The sequence below is a fragment of the Ignavibacteriales bacterium genome (assembly GCA_026390795.1).
Taxonomy (GTDB): Bacteria; Bacteroidota; Ignavibacteria; order Ignavibacteriales; family Melioribacteraceae; genus Fen-1258.
The window spans coordinates 80,817-103,624 of the sequence record JAPLFG010000002.1; the positions used below are offsets into that span (position 1 = coordinate 80,817).

Below are 22,808 nucleotides of genomic sequence, written 5' to 3' on the forward strand. Positions count from 1 at the left end.
TTATAATCCGAATTGTTTATCAATCTGTTCAAGTTGATCCGTTACTTCAGTCCAATGGTTGTACTGAATCTCCAGTCCAGACTTTGTTTTTTCGTACGATAAATTTTTTTCTTTAGCAAGTTGAGGATTGCTGAAAATATTCGGATCGATGAGCTCAGATTCCAATTTAATTTTCAATTCTTCCAATTTCTGAATTTCTTTCTCGCAACGTTTAAGCTCTGTTTTTAAATCTTTCGTTAGAACAAATTTTTGTTGACGAATTTCTGCTTCTTGCCTTTTTTGGTCTTTCCGGGTATTCTTTTGTTCGGAAGTTTTATTGTTAATCTCAATCTGTTCTTCTTCTTTCTTCTTTTGTAGATAATAGTCAATCCCGCCTACATTTACTTTTACATGCTGATCGCGTATTTCCAAAACTTTAGTAGTAATCGATTCGAGAAAATCAATATCGTGCGAAACTATAATAAGAGTGCCGGAAAATTCCACAAGCGCCCGCTTCAAAATTTCTTTTGAAGAAAAATCGAGGTGATTTGTCGGTTCATCGAGAATTATTAGATTACTTTGCGTGAGGAGAAGTCGCGCAAGAGCAACCCGGCTCTTCTCACCTCCGGAGAGCACTTTTACTTTTTTGAAGACATCATCACCAGAAAATAGAAATGAACCTAAAATTGATCTTATGTGCCCAACACTCAAATCATTATTCATTTCTTCAAGAGTATCTATTAGATCATCCTCGGGGTTCAATGCGTCAGCAACTTCCTGCTCGTAGTAAGATACCATCGTGTTGTGACCGTAATTAATTTCACCGCTGGATGGTTCTAATTTTCCACCAATGATTTTTGCCAGTGTTGTCTTTCCGGCACCGTTGGGTCCAACAATAGCAATCTTATCTCCACGTTCAATCAATAGGTCTACATTTTTTAAAACATCTAATTCTGCGTAAGATTTGGAAACATTTTTCAATTCAACCGGAACCACACCGCTTCTGGGCGGTTCCGGAAATCTTAATTCAATTCTTTTCTCTTCTTCAGCAATCGAAATTGAATCTAGTTTTTCGAGCTGTTTAATTCTGCTTTGAACTTGTTTTGATTTGGTAGATTTATAACGGAATCGTTCAATAAATTTTTCCGTCTCTTTAATTTTTTTTTCTTGAGTTTTTTGTTGTGCTCGGAGTTGAATGTCGCGTTCGTCTTTGAATTTCAGATAGGAGCTATAATTCCCCGGGAAAAAGCCGATCTGTTTATCAAAAACTTCCAGCGTTTTGTTCGTAACGCTGTCCACAAAATGTCTATCATGGGAAACAATTACTAACGAACCTTTAAAGTTTTGTAAAAATTCTTCAAGCCAGGTTAGTGTATCAAGATCAAGATGGTTAGTAGGTTCATCAAGAAGAATCAAATCATTTTCTGCCAGAAGAATCTGCGCAAGCTGAATACGCATCTGCCACCCGCCGGAAAACTCAGCGGTGCTTCTTGCGAAATCTTTATTCTTAAATCCGAGTCCGGCTAGTACTTTTTCAATCTTAGAATCTGCAGAGTAAAAATCAATTTCATCTTTCTTGTGATGAATTTCGCCGAGCTCTTCAACTAATTCTTCCCGGTCTTCATCCAAGAGGGTGGGAGTGTTAAGTCCCTCTAATATTTCTTTTTCACGTTCATCCAAAGATTTAAGATCTGGCAGGGAGGATTTAACTTCCGCAAATAATGTTTGCCCCTTTGATGATATTAAATCTTGTTGAAGATACCCGATTCGGATTCCTTTTTGTCTGAAGATTTCACCCGTCTCCGGTCTTTCAATTCCATAAAGTAGTTTTAATAGAGTTGATTTGCCGGTTCCATTTGAACCGACAAGAGCAATTTTATCGTGCTTACTTATTCTGAGATTAACATCCTCAAATAAATTTAGTCCTGTAAATTGAATTGAAAGATTTTTTATATCAATCATCTTATTCCGAATATCCTAATGCGGTTTGCTGAGTCATGTAATCTATTTCCTAACTACGGCAACTTTGGAAGTCTTTACATTATTTGCTTCCTGATCATAAGCAGCAATTATATAAATTCCTGTAGGAACCGGATTACCGTTCAGATCTTTCCCATCCCAAAATGCAATCTTTCCGCCGGGAGAATCAAATTCATTAATTAATTTACCGCTGATTGAAAATATTTTGATGCTGCTGTTTCCGATAAGTCCATCTATTGTAAGAGAAGTTGTACCATCATTAAGAATGAACGGATTTGGGTAAACAAATATCTCACTAAAACTTTGTAAAGGTTGAATTGATGATGTCTGAAGAGCTGCCAAACCAAAATCTGTTCCTATGTAAGCAATTCCATTTTTTGCGTCGAAAGCAATACTCTTTATTTCATCATTTGGTAAAGGTGAATTATTTGAATCGTATTGATGGAGAAGTTGAATCCCATCAGAAGATAAGACGAAAACACCTTGAGTTGTCCCAATCCATTTTTGATCTAGAGGATCGATAGCAATACATGTTACAGTTTGATTGCGCAATGCCAATCCAAGATTGCTTGTTACTTTTGGTTTAGAAGGATCTATGATTACATTTAATCCAACATTTGTTCCTACCCACAAATAACCTCGCTGATCTATAGCAAGCGCGGTAATTAGATCGCTCAATAAACCATTTGCCGAATTTAAAAATCCTTGAGTGTCATTGGTTAGATCATCAAGTGTTTTATTCTCGTTAAAATAATATAAGCCAAATCTGCTACCAGTAACCGTTACTGTAAACCATTTGGTATCATATTGATCAATTACTAGTTTCTCTACATTATCGCCTTGGGTCAGTTGCGGATTTGAAAATGAAAAGTTAATCCAGTTATTCTGCTTTGTTAAAACACTTAACGGTTTTTGCGATGCTGATTGAGTGTTTAGAATCCATAAGTTTCCTTTTGAATCTGTTTTGCAATCTGGTACAGCTAGATAAAGAGGGTTCTTATAATATCCGACTAATGTACTGTTGTAAGTGGTAATCGTATCTATTTTTTCATTCTTCAGTATTGCTAAACCATTACCCCAATTGCACAAATATATTGAAGAATCGGGTGCCGCATAAACATTATAGTAATCGTTTGAAGGAAGTATTGGATAGTTAGTTCTATCAAAAACCTTCCAAACACTACCGTCAAATTTGAAAAATCCTTTTCCGGTATTATTCTTTCCCGTTGCAACCCACAAATTTCCGCTTGGATCGACAGAAAGATTCACAAATAAATTGCCAGCCGGACCATTAGGATATAATGTGCGTACTTTACTGTTTTTAATCTCAATTAGTCCTTGTGTAGATGAAATGTAAATTGTTTGATCCGCGGCAACTTTAATAGTATTAAATGTTGCAGCACTGTTCTGATAAAGTAAAGTTGATTGTCCGGCAGAGTATTTATACAGTTCATGCGGTGTAATAACGAAAAGCGAATTGCCAGAGACTACCATATCACTTACGTTACTTTCTTGAAACGCACTAGGTTGCCATGATTTATTAATTAATTGAAATACTCCACGTGAAGTTGCAAGTAAAATCTGTCCGTTAAATTCAAGAACTCGGCTAGCTGAAGGAGATGGGAAACTTGGTAAAAACGATGAGAGATAATATGTATCCCATGATTCCGGAACAGAAAGATTTTGAGCACCCGCTTTTTGTATCGCAACTCCGTATTGAGTTACGGCATAAACCAAAGTTGATTTATAAGTACTTATCACTTTCGATTCTGCTGGGAAATTACCCAGTTTTAAAAATGAATCAATAAAAGAGATTGTTTTGGCGTCGATAATTGCTAAACCGAAATCGAATGATACGTAAACAGAATCACCTTTGACGAGAATTCCATTGATCTGTTTTAGAGTTTTATTGGAATTAGAAATATCAATTATTTTTTGGAGTGAATTGTCTTTCGTATCAAGTATATTGATATATCCCTCTTGCGAGCCAATCCAAATTCTATCTTTATTATCAACAGCGATTGCAGTAAGTGCCTGACTGTTCAATCCATCGGCTTTAGTTAAGACCGAAAAGCTACTGTCGGCAGAATTGAATTTGAAAGCAGCACCTTGAGTTGCAGCCCATACTCCGGATGAAGTAACCACCGCGTCGTTAATACTTTTCATATCAGAATAAATTTTCCATTGTCCTACAGCTTGAGCAAAAATAGAATTGCTGAATACAATGACAATCAAGCAGATTTTAATTGTCCGCATGAATTCCTCTAATGATTTTTTAAAAAATGTTTGTTTAAAGACGCACAGCAAATTTACTCTTTTCAAATTGAACAAAAAGTAGAAAATTATTTCATGCGTCTCTGTCTTTGGTGAGATAATTTATGCGTTGTGTTTTTGAATCATTTTTTTCATTGCTTCAAACTGGTTTTGACCGAGCGTAAATTTACCAAGAGTTTCTTCATCTAATTTCTTACCGCCGTGAAAATCCGAACCGCCCGATTCCAACAAACAATATTGATTCACTATTCCGCGGTAAAATTGTACTTGGTTTTCACTATGACTCGGATGTGTACATTCAATTCCATCAATTCCCGCTTTAATCAAATTCAGTAAAAGATTTTCTTTCATATATCCGGGATGCGCTATGAACGATAATCCGCCTGCATCGCTAATTAGTTTAAGAGCACTCTGCGAAGATACGTGAATTTTCCTCTCAAATGCAGGGCCATAATCTCCGATATATTTTTCGAATGCTTCATTATAGTTTTTAATCAAGCCAAGCTCAATCATTGTATATGCTATATGCGGTCTCCCGATGGCACAATTTTGTGCGTGGTCAATAACATCATCCATTGTGATTTTCAAACCAAGGCCCTTTAATTTTTGCACCATTCTTTTCGCGCGGTGCATCCGTTCATCTCTAAAGAAACTAAGATATTTTAGAAGTTCCTCATTTTCAATGTCAATAAAATAAGCAAGAAGATGAACTTCTTTTTCATCAACATCAGTGCTGATTTCCATACCGGGAATAATTTCAATTCCTAAATCTTTTGCGCATTCAACAGCTTCTTTTATTCCGTTTATACTGTCATGATCGGTAATACTAATAATATCAAGACCGCACTTATGAGCTTTTTGTACTAACTCCGCCGGTGTAAAAATACCATCCGAATAGTTTGTGTGTGTGTGAAGATCTATTTTAAGAGACATCGTTTAGATAAACATTCCTTTGAATTTTTCATAATCCAGGATTCTCAATTTTGAACCTTCCAATTCGATCAATCCTTTTTTAGCAAAGGAATGTAAAGTTCTAGAAATTGTCTCTCTTGATGTTCCTGCCATATTTGCTAAATCTTGTTGCAAAGGAAGCTTATCGATTTCAACTTTACCTTGTTTAATCTTTCCGACTTCATCGGCCAATTGAAGTAGGACAGAGGCAACTTTACCTTCAGCGTCTTTCAATGAAAGTGCTTTAATTTTCATATCTGCCGCACGCAATCTTCTTGTGAGTTCCTGCAGTAGTACAATTGAAATCTCGGGATGTTCGTGAAGCAGATTCATAAAATCGTTTCTCTGTAACATAAAAAGTTCAGTGTCTTCTGTCGCAACTACTGTAGCCGAACGTGTTAATCCGTCCAGTATTGCCATCTCACCGAAGAAATCGCTTTCAGTAAGGATTGTAAGAATTACTTCACGGCCGTCATTACTCGATCTGGCAACTTTAACTTTTCCTGTAACAATTACAAAAAGGGCTGTGCCGGATTCTTCTTCCATCAAAATTACTTCATTTTTTTTGAAATTTTTACGAGAGCCTGTCTTCTCGATCTTATCGAGAGCTTCATCAGGAAGTTCGGAAAAAATTGGAACGGATGACAAAAACTTTGGCGATTCCATTTTTACTCTCAAAATAATTGTGATTGTTTTTTGCTAATAGTTTTCTTAGTCACATACTCAAGATAAATTTTTCAAATCAAATCAACAATCATTATCTTAAAATTATTTATCTCCTATTCTTAAATTGAAACTTCAAACTCGTTTAACTATATTTACACCCGAATTTATTCTAATGTATTGAAGGAGTACTAAAATGGCTGTAAAAATCGGTATTAATGGATTTGGAAGAATCGGAAGACAAATTATCAACGTATTGGCAGATAAGGGTCATCTCGGAAAGGATGTCGATGTGGTTGCTGTTGTTGATGTAAGTACGGATGCGAAATATTTTGCTTATCAGTTGAAATACGATTCTGTTCATGGAAAATTTAAAGGAACAATCGGAAGTGAAAAAAGTTCTACCGCTGTTGAAGCAGACGATGTTCTAGTTGTAAATGGTAATAAGATCAAATGCGTTATGGCGCAGAAAGATCCGTCACAATTACCGTGGAAAGATCTGGGTGTTGATATCGTAATTGAATCTACGGGATTATTCACAGATTCAGAAAAAGCAAAGGGACACATTGCTGCAGGTGCAAAAAGAGTATTAATTTCAGCCCCCGGTAAAGGCGATGTTAAAACATTGGTTATGGGTGTCAACGATAATGAATATGATGCAGCAAAGCATACTATTGTTTCCAATGCTTCCTGCACAACAAATTGTTTAGCCCCGGTCGTTTATGTTCTTTTGAAAGAAGGGATCGGTATCGAAAGTGGTTTGATGACTACGATTCATTCTTATACTGCAACTCAAAAGACTGTTGACGGACCATCGAAAAAAGATTGGAGAGGGGGCCGTGCTGCCGCAATTAATATTATCCCATCAAGCACAGGCGCAGCAAAAGCCGTTGGCGAAGTTTTACCTCAAACAAAAGGCAAACTTACCGGTATGTCGTTCCGTGTTCCAACAGCCGATGTATCTGTTGTTGATCTGACTTTCCGTTCAGAAAAAGATACATCAATTGAAGAAATTGATAAGCTTATGAAAAAAGCTTCTGAAACTTATTTAAAAGGAATTCTCGGTTATTGTAATGAGGAAGTTGTTTCAACAGATTTTGTTCATGATGAAAGATCTTCCATCTATGATTCATTAGCGACCGTAGGTAACAATTTGAAAGGCGAGAAAAGATTTTTTAAAGTTGTTTCATGGTATGATAACGAATGGGGTTATTCATGCCGTGTAGTTGATCTATTATTAAAAATGATTAAATAATTGCATTAAGCATTTTAGCCAAGACGCAGACCATAATGTTTTGGCTGCGTCTTTTTTTTAGGAATTTTGTATTTGCAGTGGAGGATTAAAATGAAAAAAATGAGTATTGACAAAGTTGGTTTGAAAGGAAAGCGTGTTCTTGTCCGGGTCGATTTTAATGTCCCGCTCGATGAGAATTTGAAAATTACCGATGATATTAGAATTACATCTGCTTTGCCGACTATCAAAAAAATCATTGGTGACGGCGGACGTTGTATTTTGATGAGCCATCTTGGAAGACCAAAGGGAGGTCCGAATCCAAAATATAGTTTGAAACCGGTGGCTGTTCGTCTTGGTGAATTGCTCGATATGGATGTGAAATTTGCGCCTGATTGTATTGGCGATCAGGTAAAAGCAATTGTTAATTCGCTGCAAGACGGTCAAGTATTGCTTCTGGAAAATTTACGATTTCATCCTGAAGAAGAAAAAAATGTTCCTGAATTTGCCCAACAGCTTGCCGAACTTGGTGATGTTTATATTAATGATGCTTTTGGCAGTGCACACCGTGCGCATGCATCCACCGAGGGTGTAACCAAGTATATTAAAATTTGCGCTGCGGGATATTTGATGCAGAAAGAGTTAGACTATCTTGGAGAAGCTATTGCAAATCCGGTTCGTCCATTCACTGCAATTCTCGGCGGGTCTAAAATCTCCGGTAAGATTGATGTAATAGATAATCTACTTCCGAAAGTGGATAATCTTTTAATCGGCGGCGGAATGGCTTATACTTTTTATAAAGCATTGGGATATGAAATTGGATCTTCTCTTCTTGAAGCAGAAAAAGTTGATCTTGCTAAACAGATGCTGGAAAAATTTAAAACTTCCAAAGCAAAAGTATTGTTACCAAAAGATAATTTAGTTGCCGCTGAATTTAAGAATGAATCTCTTTCAACTGTAGTTGATGCGGATAAAATTCCATCAGACAAAATGGGTTTAGATATTGGACCGAAGACAATTGAAGAATTCAAAAAAATAATTCTTTCCAGCAAGACAATTATTTGGAATGGACCGATGGGAGTTTTTGAATTTGATAATTTTGCGAATGGGACTGATGAGATTGCCGGAGCTTTAGCAGAAGCAACCAAAAATGGGTCTATAACAATTATTGGCGGCGGTGATTCTGCTGCTGCAATTAAAAAAGCCGGACTTGATGATAAAGTTTCTCACGTTTCAACAGGAGGCGGTGCTTCCTTAGAATTTCTTGAGGGAAAAATTTTACCCGGCGTTGAAGCATTAAATGATGATAAATAATTAGATAGACTTCTGAAATATTATTTCTTGATGGTCATTGCGAGGAATGTCCCTAAGGGATCCCTTTCGGGAAAATAACGAAGCAATCTTAATTTAGACAAAAAGCTAACTATAGTTTGCTTCGCTTCGCTCGCAAGGACAAATGTTGGATTTTGTTAGATGTTTTTAAGAGAAAGATATATTCTTGTTCTTTATCTTAATCATAATCTTGCTCTTATTCTATTCATAATTGCGTATGTTTCCGCAACTGAAAAAAATGATTATAAATTTAATTGGAATATAAATGGGATTAGATTCAAGAGATTATTACCGACCATCCGGAATGAGCGGCTTCAGCTTCTTTCCGCCTGTATTGAAATATTTATTAATTACGAATGGTGTGGTTTATTTCATACAAATAATTTCACAAATGTTTGTATACGGTTATTTCTCCGCAGGACAACCAGTGACTTATGGAGATATTATCACTAAGTATTTTGGTTTAATCCAATTAAGTAATGGTATGGTACCAATTTTAGATAATTTTGGACGAATAATGGGTGCGATACCAGCGAATTTTTATCCGTGGCAATTGATAACATATCAATTTATGCATGCTAATCTTACCCACATATTTTTTAATATGTTTATGCTCTGGATGTTCGGAATGGAAATTGAACATATAATGGGTTCCAAAAAGTTCTTAATTTTTTATTTAGCATGCGGATTAGGTGCGGGCCTATTTCAAATAATACTTCCCCCAATGCTATCTGAAGTGACAGGACCAACAATTGGGGCTTCCGGAGCTGTTTTTGGAGTTATGATTGCATTTGCCATGTACTTCCCGGACCGCTATGTGTTCATATACTTTTTGATTCCGATAAAGACAAAATATTTAATGGCGATTTTGGTTGTTATAGAATTCATGTCGGTTGGAAATCAAAGCGTAGTAGCACATTTAGCTCATATCGGTGGCGCTATAACCGGTGTCATTCTAATTCTAATTAACCGCAAAAATGAATTTAGTAAAAAAAATATTTTTAGCTCTTTTAAAAAATCTAGTAATAACTTTTCTGCAGGCGGTTTCCAAAAAGCTTTCCGGAAAAATCCGTTTAAACAGGCCGATGTTGAAGATGCAAAGTTTTATGATATAAATGATAGCCGGAAAGAAGACGAGACCGTTTCTCAAGAGGAAATTGATAAAATACTTGATAAGATTAGCCAGAGCGGATACCAAAAATTATCTGACCGTGAAAAGAAAATTTTATTTGAAGCCAGCAAGAAAAAATAATTTGGCATTAATATTTCTTTCGCTTTTCATCTTAGCTTTCGCTTGCAGCAGTGAGAAGATTCCGGAAGAAGTTTTAGTGAAAGTTTATGTGGAGAACATAATTGCAGCCGAGACATATTCCGCCAATGCCGATTCATTGCGCATTCATAAAGAATCGATTTTTAATAAATATAAAATAACTAAAAAAGATTTTGAGGCGGAACTCGAAAAATATTCCGATGATAAAGTAAAATGGGCTGACTTTTTTAAGAAAGCAAACGATTACTTAAACGATCTAAAAAAGAATAATACAATTAATTAACCCTTCGTTTTGCAACAGCAATTCTCAATTTTGCATAACTGATTTTATTGCTGAACGCCTCCCTTAATAATTTTAAATCAGTTGTGCCTTCACTAATAATTTTATTTATCTCTTTCAATTCGTTCTTGTCAAAAAGAAAGTCAACTTCCAGATTAGGCTGCATTTCTATTAAGGTCTCAATCTGAGTTGAAACAATAGACTCCGGTAGTTTTGTTAGTGAGGCAATATCGGCTAATGAATATTTTTTCTGAACGAGTTCAAGAACTTTTAATATATTTTCTGGAAGCTTTTTTTGCTTCATCATATCAGTCAAGTTTTTAGAGTCACCGAATATTTTAAGGACATTTAAAAAATCATCACCAATTTTGTTAAACATACGCTGGCTAAATCCTTCAACATTTAGCAAGCCGGAATGTGTACTTGGTTTAAGTCTGACAACTTCTCGCAAAATATCATCGGAACAAATTAGGTTGGCATTCTGACCAAATTTATCTGCTGCTTCTTTTCTTATCTGCCTAAGGAGATTAAATAGTTTGAGTTCTTCTTCATATTCACCAACTCCCGCATTGGAGGCGACTTCTTCTTCAGGTATTAAAAAATTACTTATGCCTATATCCGTGAGGGATAAAACATCATTTATACTGTGAATCAATTTAGAATTAACAAGTTTAGAAATTGAAATTTCTATTTCATCTTTTCTAAAATGTGTGCATGTGTTGAAAGTCGTAAACTTTTTCAATGAAGCTAAATCAGTTTTACCGGTAAGAATCTGAATTAAGTTCTTCTTTTTAATCGGTTTTTTTGACTCGTGAATTGTCTGCAGAATTATCTCTTCCAAATATTCCAGAGTTGTTGCTGAAGCTTGAATGGAACCGGTACAAACATCACATTTACCGCATTTGTAATTTGTATCGAACTGACCAAAATATTCAAGAATGTAATTAAATCGGCATTGATCCGTAAAGGCATAACGAACCATCTTATCAAGTTTTGACTTAGCATGTTCGGTAAGCATTCTGGCTTTTTCAAGATTGAGCTGAATATACTTCGCTTCAATTCGGGGTGTAATCAATTTAACAGAAGGGAATAGTGACGGAATATCATAAGAAAAAATCCCGGCTCTGCCCAATGTTTGCAGAAGATCAATGATTGAATCCTCGGAAATCTCCAGAAGTCGAGATAATTTGTCAACCCCAATTTGTGTTTTCGTATTAAAAATTTTACTTCCATATTCACGTGCGAGAAGAAGAATCAGATCTTTTAATTCCGCATCGGTAAAACTCTTGGCAAATTGGTTAAGACGGTTCGGCTCAAGAAGAAATTGTCCGTAATGTTTATTCTCAAAATCCGATCTGTGGCGTATGTAACCTGACTCTTCTAGAATTTTGATAGAAGCGTTAGTTAGTGCATGGTTTATTTTTTTTACCGCAAGCAGAGAAAGAAAATTCTTATCTAGCGGGATTTCCTTATCCGGAATGTTTCCAACGGCAACCTTACCGGAATTGCAAATCAATTGATACACATCTTCAATCTGCTGGCGGGATGGACTCGAACTTGCAATAAAATATTCCTGAATTAATTTGTCGCGTTCATCATATAATAAATAAATCGATGCATCTTTCCCGTCCCGTCCCGCTCTCCCTATTTCTTGATAATAATTTTCTATTGTGCCGGGCATGTTATAGTGGAAAATAGTACGAATGTCGCTTTTGTCTATTCCCATTCCGAATGCATTCGTTGCAGCAATCACTTTAACCCTGCCGGATAAAAAATCATCTTGAATCATTCTGCGGAGTTCAGCAGCAAGTCCCGCATGATAGTACGTACAATCAATCCGGTTGCTCCTTAAGAATTCACTGACTTCCTCGGCAGATTTCCTAGTTGCGGTGTAGATTATTGCTGGTTCTTTTCTTCCTTTCAACAACTCTGCAACTTTTTCTTTTTTGTGTTGAGTGTGAATAACATTTAAATGAAAATTTTCTCTTTCAAATCCGCGTACAAAAACTTTGGGATTCTTCAATCCAAGTTGATCAATAATATCTTTCCTTACATCTTCGGTTGCAGTTGCCGTGAAAGAAGAAACATTATTTAGTCCGATAAATTCTACAAACTCTTTAATCTTCCTATAGCTTGGTCTAAAATTGTGTCCCCACTCGCTGATACAATGTGCTTCATCGACAAATAGATTGGAAGGTCTAAGCGATTTTAATCGCTCGGCAAAATATCTATTAGAAATTTTTTCAGGCGAAACATATAAGATCTTTATTTTCCCGTTTGCCAAACTTTGCAAAACTTTCTCTATCTCATGTGAGTCTAATGAACTGTTAATGAATGCCGCAACAGTCTCAATTTTGTTGATCGAATCCACTTGATCTTTCATCAAAGCAATTAGAGGAGAAATAACAATTGAAAAACCGGGGGACATAAGTGCGGGAATTTGATAACATAGTGATTTACCGCCGCCGGTAGGAAGAATAGTAAGTACGCTTTCACCATTTAGAATTGTACTAATTATTTCTTCTTGAGCCGGTTTAAACTCGGTATAACCAAAAAATTTTTGCAGAATTTCTTTAGAGCGCATCAATATTAATTTTTGTTTGATCTATTAACATAAGCAATTATCTTTAAGCCAAAATAAAAATAGTTGATTAAATATGCTTAAAATCAATCATATCATAAAAAACTTTGAAAACATCAATGCCCTTAACAACGTTAGTCTAACTATTCCGAAAGGTGAGTTTTTTGGACTTCTTGGACCGAATGGTGCCGGCAAATCTACTTTGATGAATATTATCATCGGTTATCTTGAAGCAGATAGCGGGCAAGTTTATATCGGTGAAGAAAAAATCTCTTCACAAAATATTCAGTTGCGTAAAAAGATTGGATACGTTCCGCAAGAAGTCTCGCTTTATCTTGAACTAAGCGCATATAAAAACTTGAAAATATTCGGCGAATTGTACGGTATTACTTCAAAAAAACTTGAGAGCAAAATTGAATATGTACTTGACCTGGTTCAGCTAAAAGATAGAAAGAAAGATCAGGTAAAGGAATTTTCCGGCGGGATGAAGCGCAGACTGAATCTTGCTGCAAGTTTACTTCACGATCCGGAAATTGTGTTATGCGATGAACCGACTGTTGGCGTAGATCCTCAATCCAGAAATGCAATCTTTGATATGCTCAGTGAGTTAAATAAATCCGGTAAAACAATAGTTTATACAACACATTACATGGAAGAAGCGGAACGGCTCTGCTCACGCCTTGCAATAATTGATCACGGAAATATTATTGCAATTGGAACATTGGTTGAATTGATCAACCTTCTCAATAGGAAAGACACAATAAAAATTCAAAAAACTGCTCTAACGCAAAACAAACTTTCGGCACTCCGCGAGATGGGACTGGTAAATGAATTCGATTTTTACTTTGAATTGATGCCGAAAGATGGATATGAGAAAAATTCAAAAATTTTTGGTAAGCTGGAAGAAATAGGAATACCGAACGATTTTATCCAGATCAGCCGCGCTACTCTTGAAGACGTGTTTCTAAATTTAACCGGAAGGAGTTTGAGAGATTGAGAACGATAATCCGATTAGTTCAAAAAGATGCCGCAAGATTTTTAAACGATAAACGTGCAGTAATTCTAACCTTCCTTGTTCCGATGGTATTGATAATAATTTTTGGAAATATTTTCGGCGGTGATGGAGGAACACGCGGTAAGGCAAGTTTGATATTGGTAAATGAAAGCAATTCAATTGTTGCAAAACTGTTCGAGACAAAATTGGATTCTTCCAAAGCACTCTTGCCGGTAAAAACTTATGTTGCTGAAAACGGAAAAGACTCGATCAAATTTGATGAAGAAACAGCAAAAGAGTGGGTGCGTACAGGAAAAATATCCGCCGCTGTTGTAATGCCAAAAGATTTCTTCACGGATACTTCAACTGCAATTAAATTTAAATTCTATTACGATCCCAAAAATGAAATCGAATCCAATATCATTCAAGGAAATATGCAGCAGTTAATTTTTACGGCTATTCCTAAAATGATACCGATACTTCTTCAAAGAAGATCAATCTCATATCTTGGTAAAGACAGTACCTCGCGTTTCATGAAAGGAATTAGCAATGTAGTGCATCAATTTTACGGTGAATCACCGGATTCGTTTATGAAGAAATGGACTCAAATTGATTCGGCTTCTTTATTCTCGAGTTCAAAAGATACAAGCAGTGAAGTAAATTTCATGTCAAATGTAATCAAATTTGATAGCGAGCAGCTTGTTGGTAAAAAAATAACAAATCCGGGTTTAACCCGTTCTGTAGGCGGCTGGGCAATGATGTTCCTTCTCTTTTCGCTGACTGGAGCCGCAACTTCAATCTTTGAAGAAAAAAATGAAGGAACCCTTAAGCGTCTGCTCTGTATGCCGGTTACTCGTGCGCATATACTTTGGAGTAAATATATCTACGCAATTATTCTTGGCGTAATTCAATTGCTAGTAATGTTCATCTTTTCATGGGCACTTTTTGGTGTGGAAATATTTGCAAATTTTGGAAACTTATTAATATTGATTATTGCATCGGCTGCGGCTGCCGTTTCATTCGGAATGCTGATTACATCAATCAGTACTACCTATAGCCAAGCCAACGGAATTTCAACACTTCTTATTTTAGTGATGTCTGCTCTTGGCGGTTCTTGGTTTCCAACTTCTTTTTTACCGGACTGGATGCAAGTTATCTCCAAAGGGACTTTAACTTACTGGTCAATGGAAGGATTTCTACAAGTATTATGGCGTCATTCAAACTTTTCTGGAATTGCCGAGAACGTTTTGATTCTTCTTGCCATTGCATTCTTGATTAATTCCTATGCACTAATTCGGTTCCGTAGAGGGATTATTTAAAATTTAACGTCGCCTGGTTATTCTCATTGTTGCTTGGATAATTTTTATTTTTGATAAAAATTAATTTACCCGTCTCATTCTTACCTCTTTTCAAAGTTATTCTCTGGTATAATTGTTGCGCATTAAAGTTTCTATTTTGGTTTTTAGGTATCTTTACATGTAAAATTTAGCACTTAATAAAAAAACAGAGAAAAAAGAATGGCAGAAGAAAAATTGAAATTAGAAGATTTGCTCGGTGAATCATCCAAAATCGAGGGGACAGGAAGAATCGATTATGTAGCCATTATAGGCGCCGGAGTGATGGGACAAGGAATTGCTCAAACAATTGCTAATGCCGGGCTTGATGTTCTTCTAGTAGAACGGGATGAAGAGCAGATTGCGAAAGCAAAGGAAAGTCTGAAAGTTTCGATGGAACGAGAGATTGCCCGCTGGGCAATGACTCAGAGTGAATTAAAATCTGTTCTTAGCAGAATCAAATGGACAATCGACATGAACGAAATTCCGGAATGCGATCTGGTTATTGAAGCTGTTGATGAGAATTATGATCTAAAGAAAAAAATATTTAAAGAACTTGATGCGATTGCAAAACCCGAAACAATTTTTGTCTCAAACACCTCCACTCTTAGTTTGACCAAAATTGCCGAAGTAACAAAACGCCGCGACAAAATTATCGGAATGCATTTCTTAAATCCGGTACCAAAAGTTCCGTTAGTTGAATTAGTACGTGCGTTAGATACATCCGATAAAACAGTTGAAGTTAGCAAAAAATTTGCAGCACGCATCGGTAAAACCGCTGTTGAAGTTTATGAATATCCCGGATTTGTAACAACGCGTGCGATAGTTCCTCTTCTCAATGAAGCGATGCATATTCTTCTTGAAGGGCTTGCAAGCGCAAAAGATATTGATACTGCAATGCGGCTTGGCTACAACTTTAATACAGGTCCACTTGAAATGGCTGACTCGATGGGACTTGATGAAGTTCTGGCGTGGATGGAAACTTTATGGACTACTTTAGGAGAACCCCGCTATCGTCCTTGTCCAATTCTTCGCAAACTTGTAAGGGAAAGAAAACTAGGCAAGAAAACCGGCGAAGGATTTTTTAAATATGATGCAGACGGAAAAATAATCAACTAATTATTCTGAGGAAGAAATGAAAGTTTTGGTTCTTAATTGCGGAAGTTCGTCAATCAAATATCAGTTTATAGATACAACGGCAAAAATTACATTGGCAAAAGGGATGGTTGAACGTATTGGTATGACGAGCGCCATCTTAACACATCAGCCGCATGAAAAAGATAAGATTAAAATTGTTGGTGAAATACTTGATCATACAATCGCTATTGAATATGTGGTCGCAGTACTACTTTCACCAAATCATGGAGTCATTAAAGATAAAAATGAAATTGACGCGGTCGGTCACCGCGTTGTGCACGGCGGCGAGACTTTCTCCGGATCAGTTTTGATTACCGATCTTGTCATGAAAGCTCTAAAAGATAATATAGAACTTGCACCGCTTCATAATCCGCCTAACATTAAAGGTATTCAAGCAGCAAAGAGTCATCTGCCGAATACTCCTCAAGTCGGAGTTTTCGATACATCATTTCATATTAAGATGCCGCCGCAAGCTTACTTGTATGGTATTCCTTATGAACTATATAAAAAATATAAAATACGCCGTTATGGATTTCACGGTACATCTCATCGTTTTGTTTCCGAACGTGCGGCAAAAATGCTGGGTAAACCAATTGAGGAATTGAAAATAATTACTGCACATCTTGGTAATGGTTGTTCGATGGCTGCTGTAGACGGTGGAAGATCGGTTGATACTACTATGGGTTTTACTCCTCTTGAAGGCTTGATCATGGGAACCAGAAGCGGCGATATGGATCCTTCTGTAATTCTTTACATCATGGCTAAAGAAGGACTTTCACTTTCTGAGGCCAACACTCTTCTTAATAAGCATAGTGGATTAATTGGAATTAGCGGTGAAAGCAGCGACATGCGTGAGATTGAAGAAGCTGTTGGAGAGGGGAATAAAAAAGCAAAATATGCCTTCGATGTTTTCACTTATAGAATCAAAAAATATATTGGCGCTTACGCGGCAGCAATGGGAGGACTTGATGCTGTTGTTTTCACCGGTGGAATTGGCGAGAACTCAATTATGGTTCGACAAAATTCATGCTCCAATTTAGAATTTCTCGGAATTAAACTTGATGAAGAAGCAAACAAAAATGTAAAAGGGGAATGCAAAATTTCTACAGCTGACTCAAAAGTAAGTGTACTCAGAATTCCGACCAATGAAGAGTTAGTCATAGCCCTTGATACTGAAGAAATTGTAAATGGTGAACTCGCTGTTAAACTAGCCGCAAGTGCGCATTAATTAGACTATTTGCCCGCAGAGTAATCTGCGGGTTTGTTCTCTCGGCTTTAAAATTATTTCTATAATTTCTTCCTGCCTTAACAAGAATCAAAAAATTTTATTCCAACTGTAAAAAATCTTAAATTGCATCTAACAATAATTTAGCGGGTTGGAGATGGATTTACAGATAAAAGGAAAAACAGTTTTAGTTACTGCATCAAGCAGTGGTATCGGCAGAAAGACTGCTGAGTTATTCATTAAAGAAGGATGCAAAGTAGCAATCTGTTCTCACAACAAAGAAAATCTTTTAAAAACTGCACTCGAAATTAAATCATCTTATGGCGTTGAGCCGTTATGGGATCTTTGTGATATTAACGAACCGCAAGATATTGAAGATACTGTCGGTGTTGTAAGAAAGAATTTAGGTGACATTGATATACTTGTAAATAATTGCGGAGGACCTGTACCTGGATTTTTCGAGGACCTCTATGATGAAAGCTGGGAAAATGCATTTGAACAAGTTTTGATGAGTACGATTCGTTTTACCCGTCTTGTTCTTCCCGGTATGAAAGCAAAAAATTCCGGGCGAATAATAAATATCACTTCGCTCTCTGTAAAACAACCGGTTGATAATTTAATCCTTTCCAATTCTCTAAGAAGTGCTGTAACCGGTTTCGCAAAAACTTTAAGCAATCAAGTTGGCAAATACAATATTACTGTTAATAATGTTGCACCCGGGTATACACTTACATCCCGTCTGCATGAATTAGCTGAGAGCCGCGCAAAAATCGCAAATACAACACCGGAGAAAATTTTAGAATCAATGTCTAATGATGTCCCGATGAAGCGCTTGGCAAGTCCGGAAGAAGTTGCATCACTCATTGTTTATCTCGCTTCGGAACAAGCCGGATATATAAACGGGCAGACGATTGCTGTAGACGGCGGAGTAATTAAATCAACTTATTAATTGAGAATTGTCAATTTAGAATTGCTAATTCTATGAGAATATTTGAAAAAAATTGTCAATATGGAAATCCAATTCTTCAAAAAAGTTTTCGGATCGGAACAAGAATAGTTAAATTATGTTTACTCAATGTTTAAGAAGATTATTAAATCAAGGATTCATTTAAACAATTTATTAAGAAACTGAAAGAAAAATAATTTTCCATTCTCAATTCGCAATTATCAATTATAGAGCTTTTTCCTCAAAACAGAGGACAACATGAAAAAAGAAATTGAATTAGTAATTCCACCCGGTTTTATAAACGATTATTCTTATCAAAAAAATCTCGCAGCTCAAAAGCTCAAACTTAATATCGAAGAGATTACCGCTGTTCAAATTATACGCCGCTCTGTTGATGCACGCAGCAAGAATCCTATTTATAGAACAAAAGCAATTGTTTATATAAACGAAGAACCAACTGAACTATTTTCTCCAATTAATTTTTCACATATCAAAAACGGTAAGCAAGTTTTAATTGTTGGAATGGGTCCCGCTGGAATGTTTGCTGCTTTACGTTTGATCGAGTTGGGAATTAAACCTATCATATTTGAACGTGGGAAAGATGTACAGACACGCAGAAGAGATCTGAGAGAAATTCAGCAATTTGGTAAAGTGAACCCGGATTCAAATTATTGTTTTGGTGAAGGAGGTGCCGGTACTTATAGCGATGGAAAACTTTATACACGTTCTACCAAACGCGGGGATGTAAACCGGATTTTAAATATATTGGTTCAGCACGGTTCACCAATAGAAATCTTGATTGATGCACATCCTCATATCGGATCAAACATACTACCGCAGGTTGTTAGTGCAATAAGGAAAACAATTCTAGATTGCGGCGGTGAAATTCATTTTGAATCTCGAGTAACAGATTTGATTAAAGAAGAGAGAAAAATTAAAGGTGTTATTGTTAATGGTGAGGATGAATTCATCGGTGATTCCTTGATAGTAGCAACCGGGCATTCCGCGCGTGATATTTATTATCTGTTGGATCGTCACAATATAAAAATTGAAGCAAAACCATTTGCAGTTGGAGTTCGTATTGAACATCCACAAAAATTGATTGATGAAATTCAGTATCATACAACTGAGCGGAATCAAAACTTACCGGCGTCAAATTACAATTTAACATGTCAAGTAGATAACCGAGGCGTTTATTCTTTTTGTATGTGTCCGGGAGGAATAATAATTCCGGCTTCAACAGGACCGAATGAGCTTGTCCTAAACGGAATGAGTGTTTCAAGACGCGATTCTCCATTTGCAAATTCCGGATTAGTAGTTTCTGTTGATGAAAGAGATTGGACTGATTATAAAACGTATAATGTATTTGCCGGATTGGAATTTCAAAAAGAGATTGAACGAATTGCATTCGATGCCGGTGGTAAAACTCAACGAGCACCGGCACAAAGAATTACTGATTTCGTAAATCGAGAATTGTCTCAGACACTTCCGGATTCATCATATATTCCCGGGACAATCAGCTCGCCGATTCATGAAATTCTACCGAAGAAAATTTCAGATGGATTAAGGAAAAGTTTAATCATCTTTGATAAAAAAATGAAAGGATATTTCACCGAAGAAGCGCAGATACTTGCTGCTGAGACACGTACAAGCTCGCCAATAAGAATTCCGCGCGATAATGAAACACTTATGCATGTCGAAGTTAAAGGATTATTCCCTTGCGGTGAGGGAGCCGGTTACGCCGGCGGAATTGTTTCTGCCGCAATTGATGGAGAGAGAAGTGCCGAGGCGGTTTGTAGGTTTTTAGATTTTTGTTAAGAAGCCGAATTGTTCAATTAGTTTTCTTGCATTGTCGGTATCAGCCTTGCTTTCAAATGCAACCCTGAATGTACCGCCGGACCCTTCCCAGATATTTAGAAGTTCAATTTCTTTGACGTAACATTTTTTACGATAAAAAGTTATATTTACTTCGGTTAAAGAAAGGACTAAAAATGATAAACTTGGATCAGGCACTAGACAGCGCCAGACAGTTATCGCTCGCCGATAAAGAGATGTTGATAGAAATACTTAAAAAACAAACTATAGAAGAAAGAAGAAAAGAGATAGCAGCAGAAGTAAGAGAATCTAAAAATCTTTATAATACAGGTAAACTGACTCCTTCAGATTCGAAACAAATTATAGATAAACTTCATAATTCACTATCCGAACCAGACAACAATTGAATAAGTTAGTTTTATCACCTCATTTTAAGAAAGCATACAAAAAGATTGTTGGAAAAATTCCTCTTTTACAAGAGCAAATTGATTCTTCTATACGGCTTTTAGAAATAGATATATATGATGTTAGGCTAAAAACACATAAACTTTCTGGTGAGCTATTAGGATGTTATGCTTGTTCTTGCGGATATGATTGTAGAATTATTTTTACTCTTGAAGATGATAATAATGTTCAGACAATTCTATTAATAACTCTCGGAACTCATGATGAAGTATATTAATACTGCACAGTTGTTATGCGCTTTTTTTAAAGTTTAGTTGAAAAACCTAACTTTTCAACTACATCTTTTGCTTTCTCAGCATCACTTTCGCTTTCAAATGCAACCCTGAATGTACCGCCGGACCCTTCCCGTATTTTCAGAAGTTCTATGTTCTTGATGTTAATCTTATTTTCAAAAAGCGCTGTGGAAATTTTACTTATAACTCCCGGTTCATCCTTCACAAATACGAATAGATCATAGATCTGGTTGATGAATCCTTTATTCGATTTTGGAATTTCATCACGCTTAATTCTCGCACTCTCAAATTTTTCCGCAAGCTTTTTGTAATCTTCTTTTGCTACAGATTTTTTAATCTGTTCCAGATCCAAAATAAAATTATCAACCGCCTGAATAATATTTTTCTTGTTTTGTTTAATGATCGGTTCCCAGATTCTAAATTCGCTGGAAGCAATCCGAGTCATATCTCTAAATCCGCCGGCGGCGAAATCGAAAAAGTTTATTGCACTCTCTTTGAAATTTGCAGAGTTGATCAACGAAACCGAAACCAACTGGGGGAGATGACTGACCGAAGCAACAATTATATCGTGCACCTTCGGGTTGAGAAAAGTAATCTTCGCGCCAAGTTTATGAATTATTTCCGTGAATGAATCAATTACCGGCAAATCCGCCGCTGCTTCATTTAAGATGTAAACACAGTTTTCAAATAAAAGGGGATTGGAATTCTCAAAACCGCTGTTCTCTTTTCCCGTCATCGGATGTCCGCCGATGTAAAATCCGTTTCTCTCTTTGGAATCCCAAATTTCTTGGAAGACGGATTTCACTCCGCAAACATCTGTAAGAATCTGACCGGATCTAATTCTGCCGGCTAGTTTTTCGAAAACAGTAATTGACAAATCAACCGGGAGACATATAAATATCAGATCCGCATCAAGAGCGTCTTCAAATGAAGATAATTTTTGGTCGATAACTTTTTGCTGAAATGCTGTCTCGAGAATATCCGGATTATCAAAAGCACTGATCTTATGGTCGGAAGAAAAACTTCTAATTGATTTTGCAATTGAACCGCCGATCAATCCCAAACCTATTATAGCAATCTTCCCGACTTTCAATTACAGAGTCCTGCCGATTGCAATTGCAATTAAACGAAGCTCTTCCATTAGTTTAAGATAAGTCTCCGGCAACAAAGCTTGCGGTCCATCAGAGAGAGCATTTTCCGGATCATCATGAATCTCGATCATTATTCCATCAGCTCCTGCTGCAACTGCAGCACGAGCCATCGGCGGAACCTGATCGCGCAACCCTGTTGCATGCGACGGGTCGGCGATAATCGGTAAGTGGCTTTTTTTGTGAACAACCGGAATTGCTGAAAGATCAAATGTATTGCGTGTGTAATTCTCAAATGTTCTTATGCCTCGTTCACAAAAGAAAACGTTCTTATTACCGCCGTTAAGAATATATTCCGCGGACATGAGCCATTCTTCAATTGTAGCCGCTATGCCGCGCTTCACCATTACGGGTTTGGTAACTTTTCCTAATTCTTTGAGAAGAGAAAAGTTCTGCATATTACGCGCGCCGAGCTGGAATACATCCGTATATTTATCAATTAATTCGATTTGATCCATCTGCATTACTTCAGTTACAACTAACAATTTGTTTTCATCTGCTGCTGCTCGCATCAATTTTAGTCCTTCTTCTCCCATTCCTTGAAATGAATAGGGAGATGTGCGAGGTTTAAATGCGCCGCCGCGTAAAAATTTTGCACCGGATTTAGCAACGACTTTAGCTAATCTGAAAATTTGATCTTCACTTTCAACCGAACATGGACCGGCTATCATCGCAATCTTATTACCGCCAAGTTCAACATCTTTGATTTTTATAATCGTATCGTGTTCTTGAAAACTTCTGCCGGCTAATTTATATGGAGTAGTAACACGGTAAACTTCGTCAACGCCGTCAAGTATGCTAATGTTACGCGTGTCGAAATTTGGTTTTACCCCGATTGCGCCAATGATAGTTCGTTCAGCACCATTCGATCTGTGAATCTGAAATCCGAAACCTTCAAGATGTTTAACTATGTTTTCTATCTGAAGTTCTGTTGCATTTCTTTCGAGTATGATTACCAATGTTAACTCCT

General features: G+C 36.7%; 19 protein-coding genes. 12 read left to right on the forward strand and 7 right to left on the reverse strand.

Going from position 1 to position 22,808, the window contains the following annotated elements; translation table 11 throughout:
* From NTX65_02600 to NTX65_02615, 4 genes are all read right to left on the reverse strand, one after another.
* A complete protein-coding gene (locus NTX65_02600; GenBank protein ID MCX6168201.1) occupies positions 1 to 1,941 on the reverse strand; it encodes an ABC-F family ATP-binding cassette domain-containing protein in 1,941 nt (646 codons plus the stop codon).
* 42 nt (positions 1,942 to 1,983) lie between these two features.
* Positions 1,984 to 4,215, reverse strand: a complete 2,232-nt coding sequence (locus NTX65_02605; GenBank protein ID MCX6168202.1) for a T9SS type A sorting domain-containing protein — start codon at positions 4,213 to 4,215, stop codon at positions 1,984 to 1,986.
* 120 nt (positions 4,216 to 4,335) lie between these two features.
* Complete coding sequence (locus tag NTX65_02610; GenBank protein MCX6168203.1) at positions 4,336 to 5,166, reverse strand: PHP domain-containing protein; 831 nt, start codon at positions 5,164 to 5,166, stop codon at positions 4,336 to 4,338.
* Positions 5,167 to 5,169: 3 nt separating this feature from the next.
* A complete protein-coding gene (locus NTX65_02615; protein ID MCX6168204.1) occupies positions 5,170 to 5,850 on the reverse strand; it encodes a Crp/Fnr family transcriptional regulator in 681 nt (226 codons plus the stop codon).
* 193 nt (positions 5,851 to 6,043) lie between these two features.
* On the opposite strand from NTX65_02615, the gene gap reads away from it, so the two are divergent.
* The 4 genes from gap to NTX65_02635 all read left to right on the forward strand — a co-directional run bounded on the left by gap (position 6,044) and on the right by NTX65_02635 (position 9,963).
* A complete protein-coding gene (gene gap / locus NTX65_02620; GenBank protein ID MCX6168205.1) occupies positions 6,044 to 7,102 on the forward strand; it encodes a type I glyceraldehyde-3-phosphate dehydrogenase in 1,059 nt (352 codons plus the stop codon).
* A 90-nt stretch (positions 7,103 to 7,192) separates the two neighbouring features.
* Positions 7,193 to 8,392: a phosphoglycerate kinase gene (locus NTX65_02625; protein MCX6168206.1), complete on the forward strand. Its 1,200-nt coding sequence runs from the start codon at positions 7,193 to 7,195 to the stop codon at positions 8,390 to 8,392.
* Between the two features lie 283 nt (positions 8,393 to 8,675).
* The gene (locus NTX65_02630) at positions 8,676 to 9,662 is read left to right on the forward strand and encodes a rhomboid family intramembrane serine protease (GenBank protein ID MCX6168207.1); all 987 of its coding nucleotides are present in this window, start codon (positions 8,676 to 8,678) and stop codon (positions 9,660 to 9,662) included.
* A 1-nt stretch (position 9,663) separates the two neighbouring features.
* A complete protein-coding gene (locus tag NTX65_02635; protein ID MCX6168208.1) occupies positions 9,664 to 9,963 on the forward strand; it encodes a DUF4296 domain-containing protein in 300 nt (99 codons plus the stop codon).
* Here the strand turns inward: NTX65_02635 and NTX65_02640 are convergent.
* Entirely contained in the window at positions 9,956 to 12,544 is a 2,589-nt protein-coding gene (locus tag NTX65_02640) for a RecQ family ATP-dependent DNA helicase (GenBank protein MCX6168209.1), read from the reverse strand. The genes NTX65_02635 and NTX65_02640 overlap by 8 nt on opposite strands.
* A gap of 73 nt (positions 12,545 to 12,617) precedes the next feature.
* Here NTX65_02640 and NTX65_02645 point away from each other — a divergent pair, with 73 nt between their 5' ends.
* From NTX65_02645 to NTX65_02680, 8 genes are all read left to right on the forward strand, one after another.
* On the forward strand, positions 12,618 to 13,538 hold the full coding sequence (locus NTX65_02645; GenBank protein MCX6168210.1) for an ABC transporter ATP-binding protein: 921 nt from the start codon (positions 12,618 to 12,620) through the stop codon (positions 13,536 to 13,538).
* Positions 13,535 to 14,854 (forward strand): ABC transporter permease, encoded by a 1,320-nt coding sequence (locus tag NTX65_02650; protein ID MCX6168211.1) that lies wholly within the window; start codon positions 13,535 to 13,537, stop codon positions 14,852 to 14,854. The genes NTX65_02645 and NTX65_02650 overlap by 4 nt, the downstream gene beginning before the upstream one ends.
* 198 nt (positions 14,855 to 15,052) lie before the next feature.
* Entirely contained in the window at positions 15,053 to 15,988 is a 936-nt protein-coding gene (locus tag NTX65_02655; protein ID MCX6168212.1) for a 3-hydroxyacyl-CoA dehydrogenase NAD-binding domain-containing protein, read from the forward strand.
* A gap of 16 nt (positions 15,989 to 16,004) precedes the next feature.
* On the forward strand, positions 16,005 to 17,234 hold the full coding sequence (locus NTX65_02660) for an acetate kinase (GenBank protein MCX6168213.1): 1,230 nt from the start codon (positions 16,005 to 16,007) through the stop codon (positions 17,232 to 17,234).
* Between the two features lie 154 nt (positions 17,235 to 17,388).
* A complete protein-coding gene (locus NTX65_02665) occupies positions 17,389 to 18,180 on the forward strand; it encodes an SDR family oxidoreductase (protein MCX6168214.1) in 792 nt (263 codons plus the stop codon).
* A gap of 255 nt (positions 18,181 to 18,435) precedes the next feature.
* Positions 18,436 to 19,995 carry an FAD-binding protein gene (locus NTX65_02670; GenBank protein MCX6168215.1) on the forward strand — a complete coding sequence of 520 codons (1,560 nt, stop codon included), beginning with the start codon at positions 18,436 to 18,438 and terminating at the stop codon, positions 19,993 to 19,995.
* Positions 19,996 to 20,168: 173 nt separating this feature from the next.
* A complete protein-coding gene (locus NTX65_02675; GenBank protein ID MCX6168216.1) occupies positions 20,169 to 20,399 on the forward strand; it encodes a hypothetical protein in 231 nt (76 codons plus the stop codon).
* Entirely contained in the window at positions 20,396 to 20,674 is a 279-nt protein-coding gene (locus tag NTX65_02680) for a type II toxin-antitoxin system mRNA interferase toxin, RelE/StbE family (protein ID MCX6168217.1), read from the forward strand. Before NTX65_02675 ends, NTX65_02680 begins: the two co-directional genes overlap by 4 nt.
* A 26-nt stretch (positions 20,675 to 20,700) precedes the next feature.
* Here NTX65_02680 and NTX65_02685 read toward each other — a convergent pair whose 3' ends face one another.
* Together NTX65_02685 and aroF are read right to left on the reverse strand one after the other, a co-directional pair.
* Positions 20,701 to 21,783, reverse strand: coding sequence for a prephenate dehydrogenase/arogenate dehydrogenase family protein (locus NTX65_02685; GenBank protein ID MCX6168218.1), 1,083 nt, complete (start codon positions 21,781 to 21,783; stop codon positions 20,701 to 20,703).
* Complete coding sequence (gene aroF, locus NTX65_02690; protein MCX6168219.1) at positions 21,784 to 22,797, reverse strand: 3-deoxy-7-phosphoheptulonate synthase; 1,014 nt, start codon at positions 22,795 to 22,797, stop codon at positions 21,784 to 21,786. It abuts the gene before it with no gap.
* Positions 22,798 to 22,808: the final 11 nt, after the last annotated feature.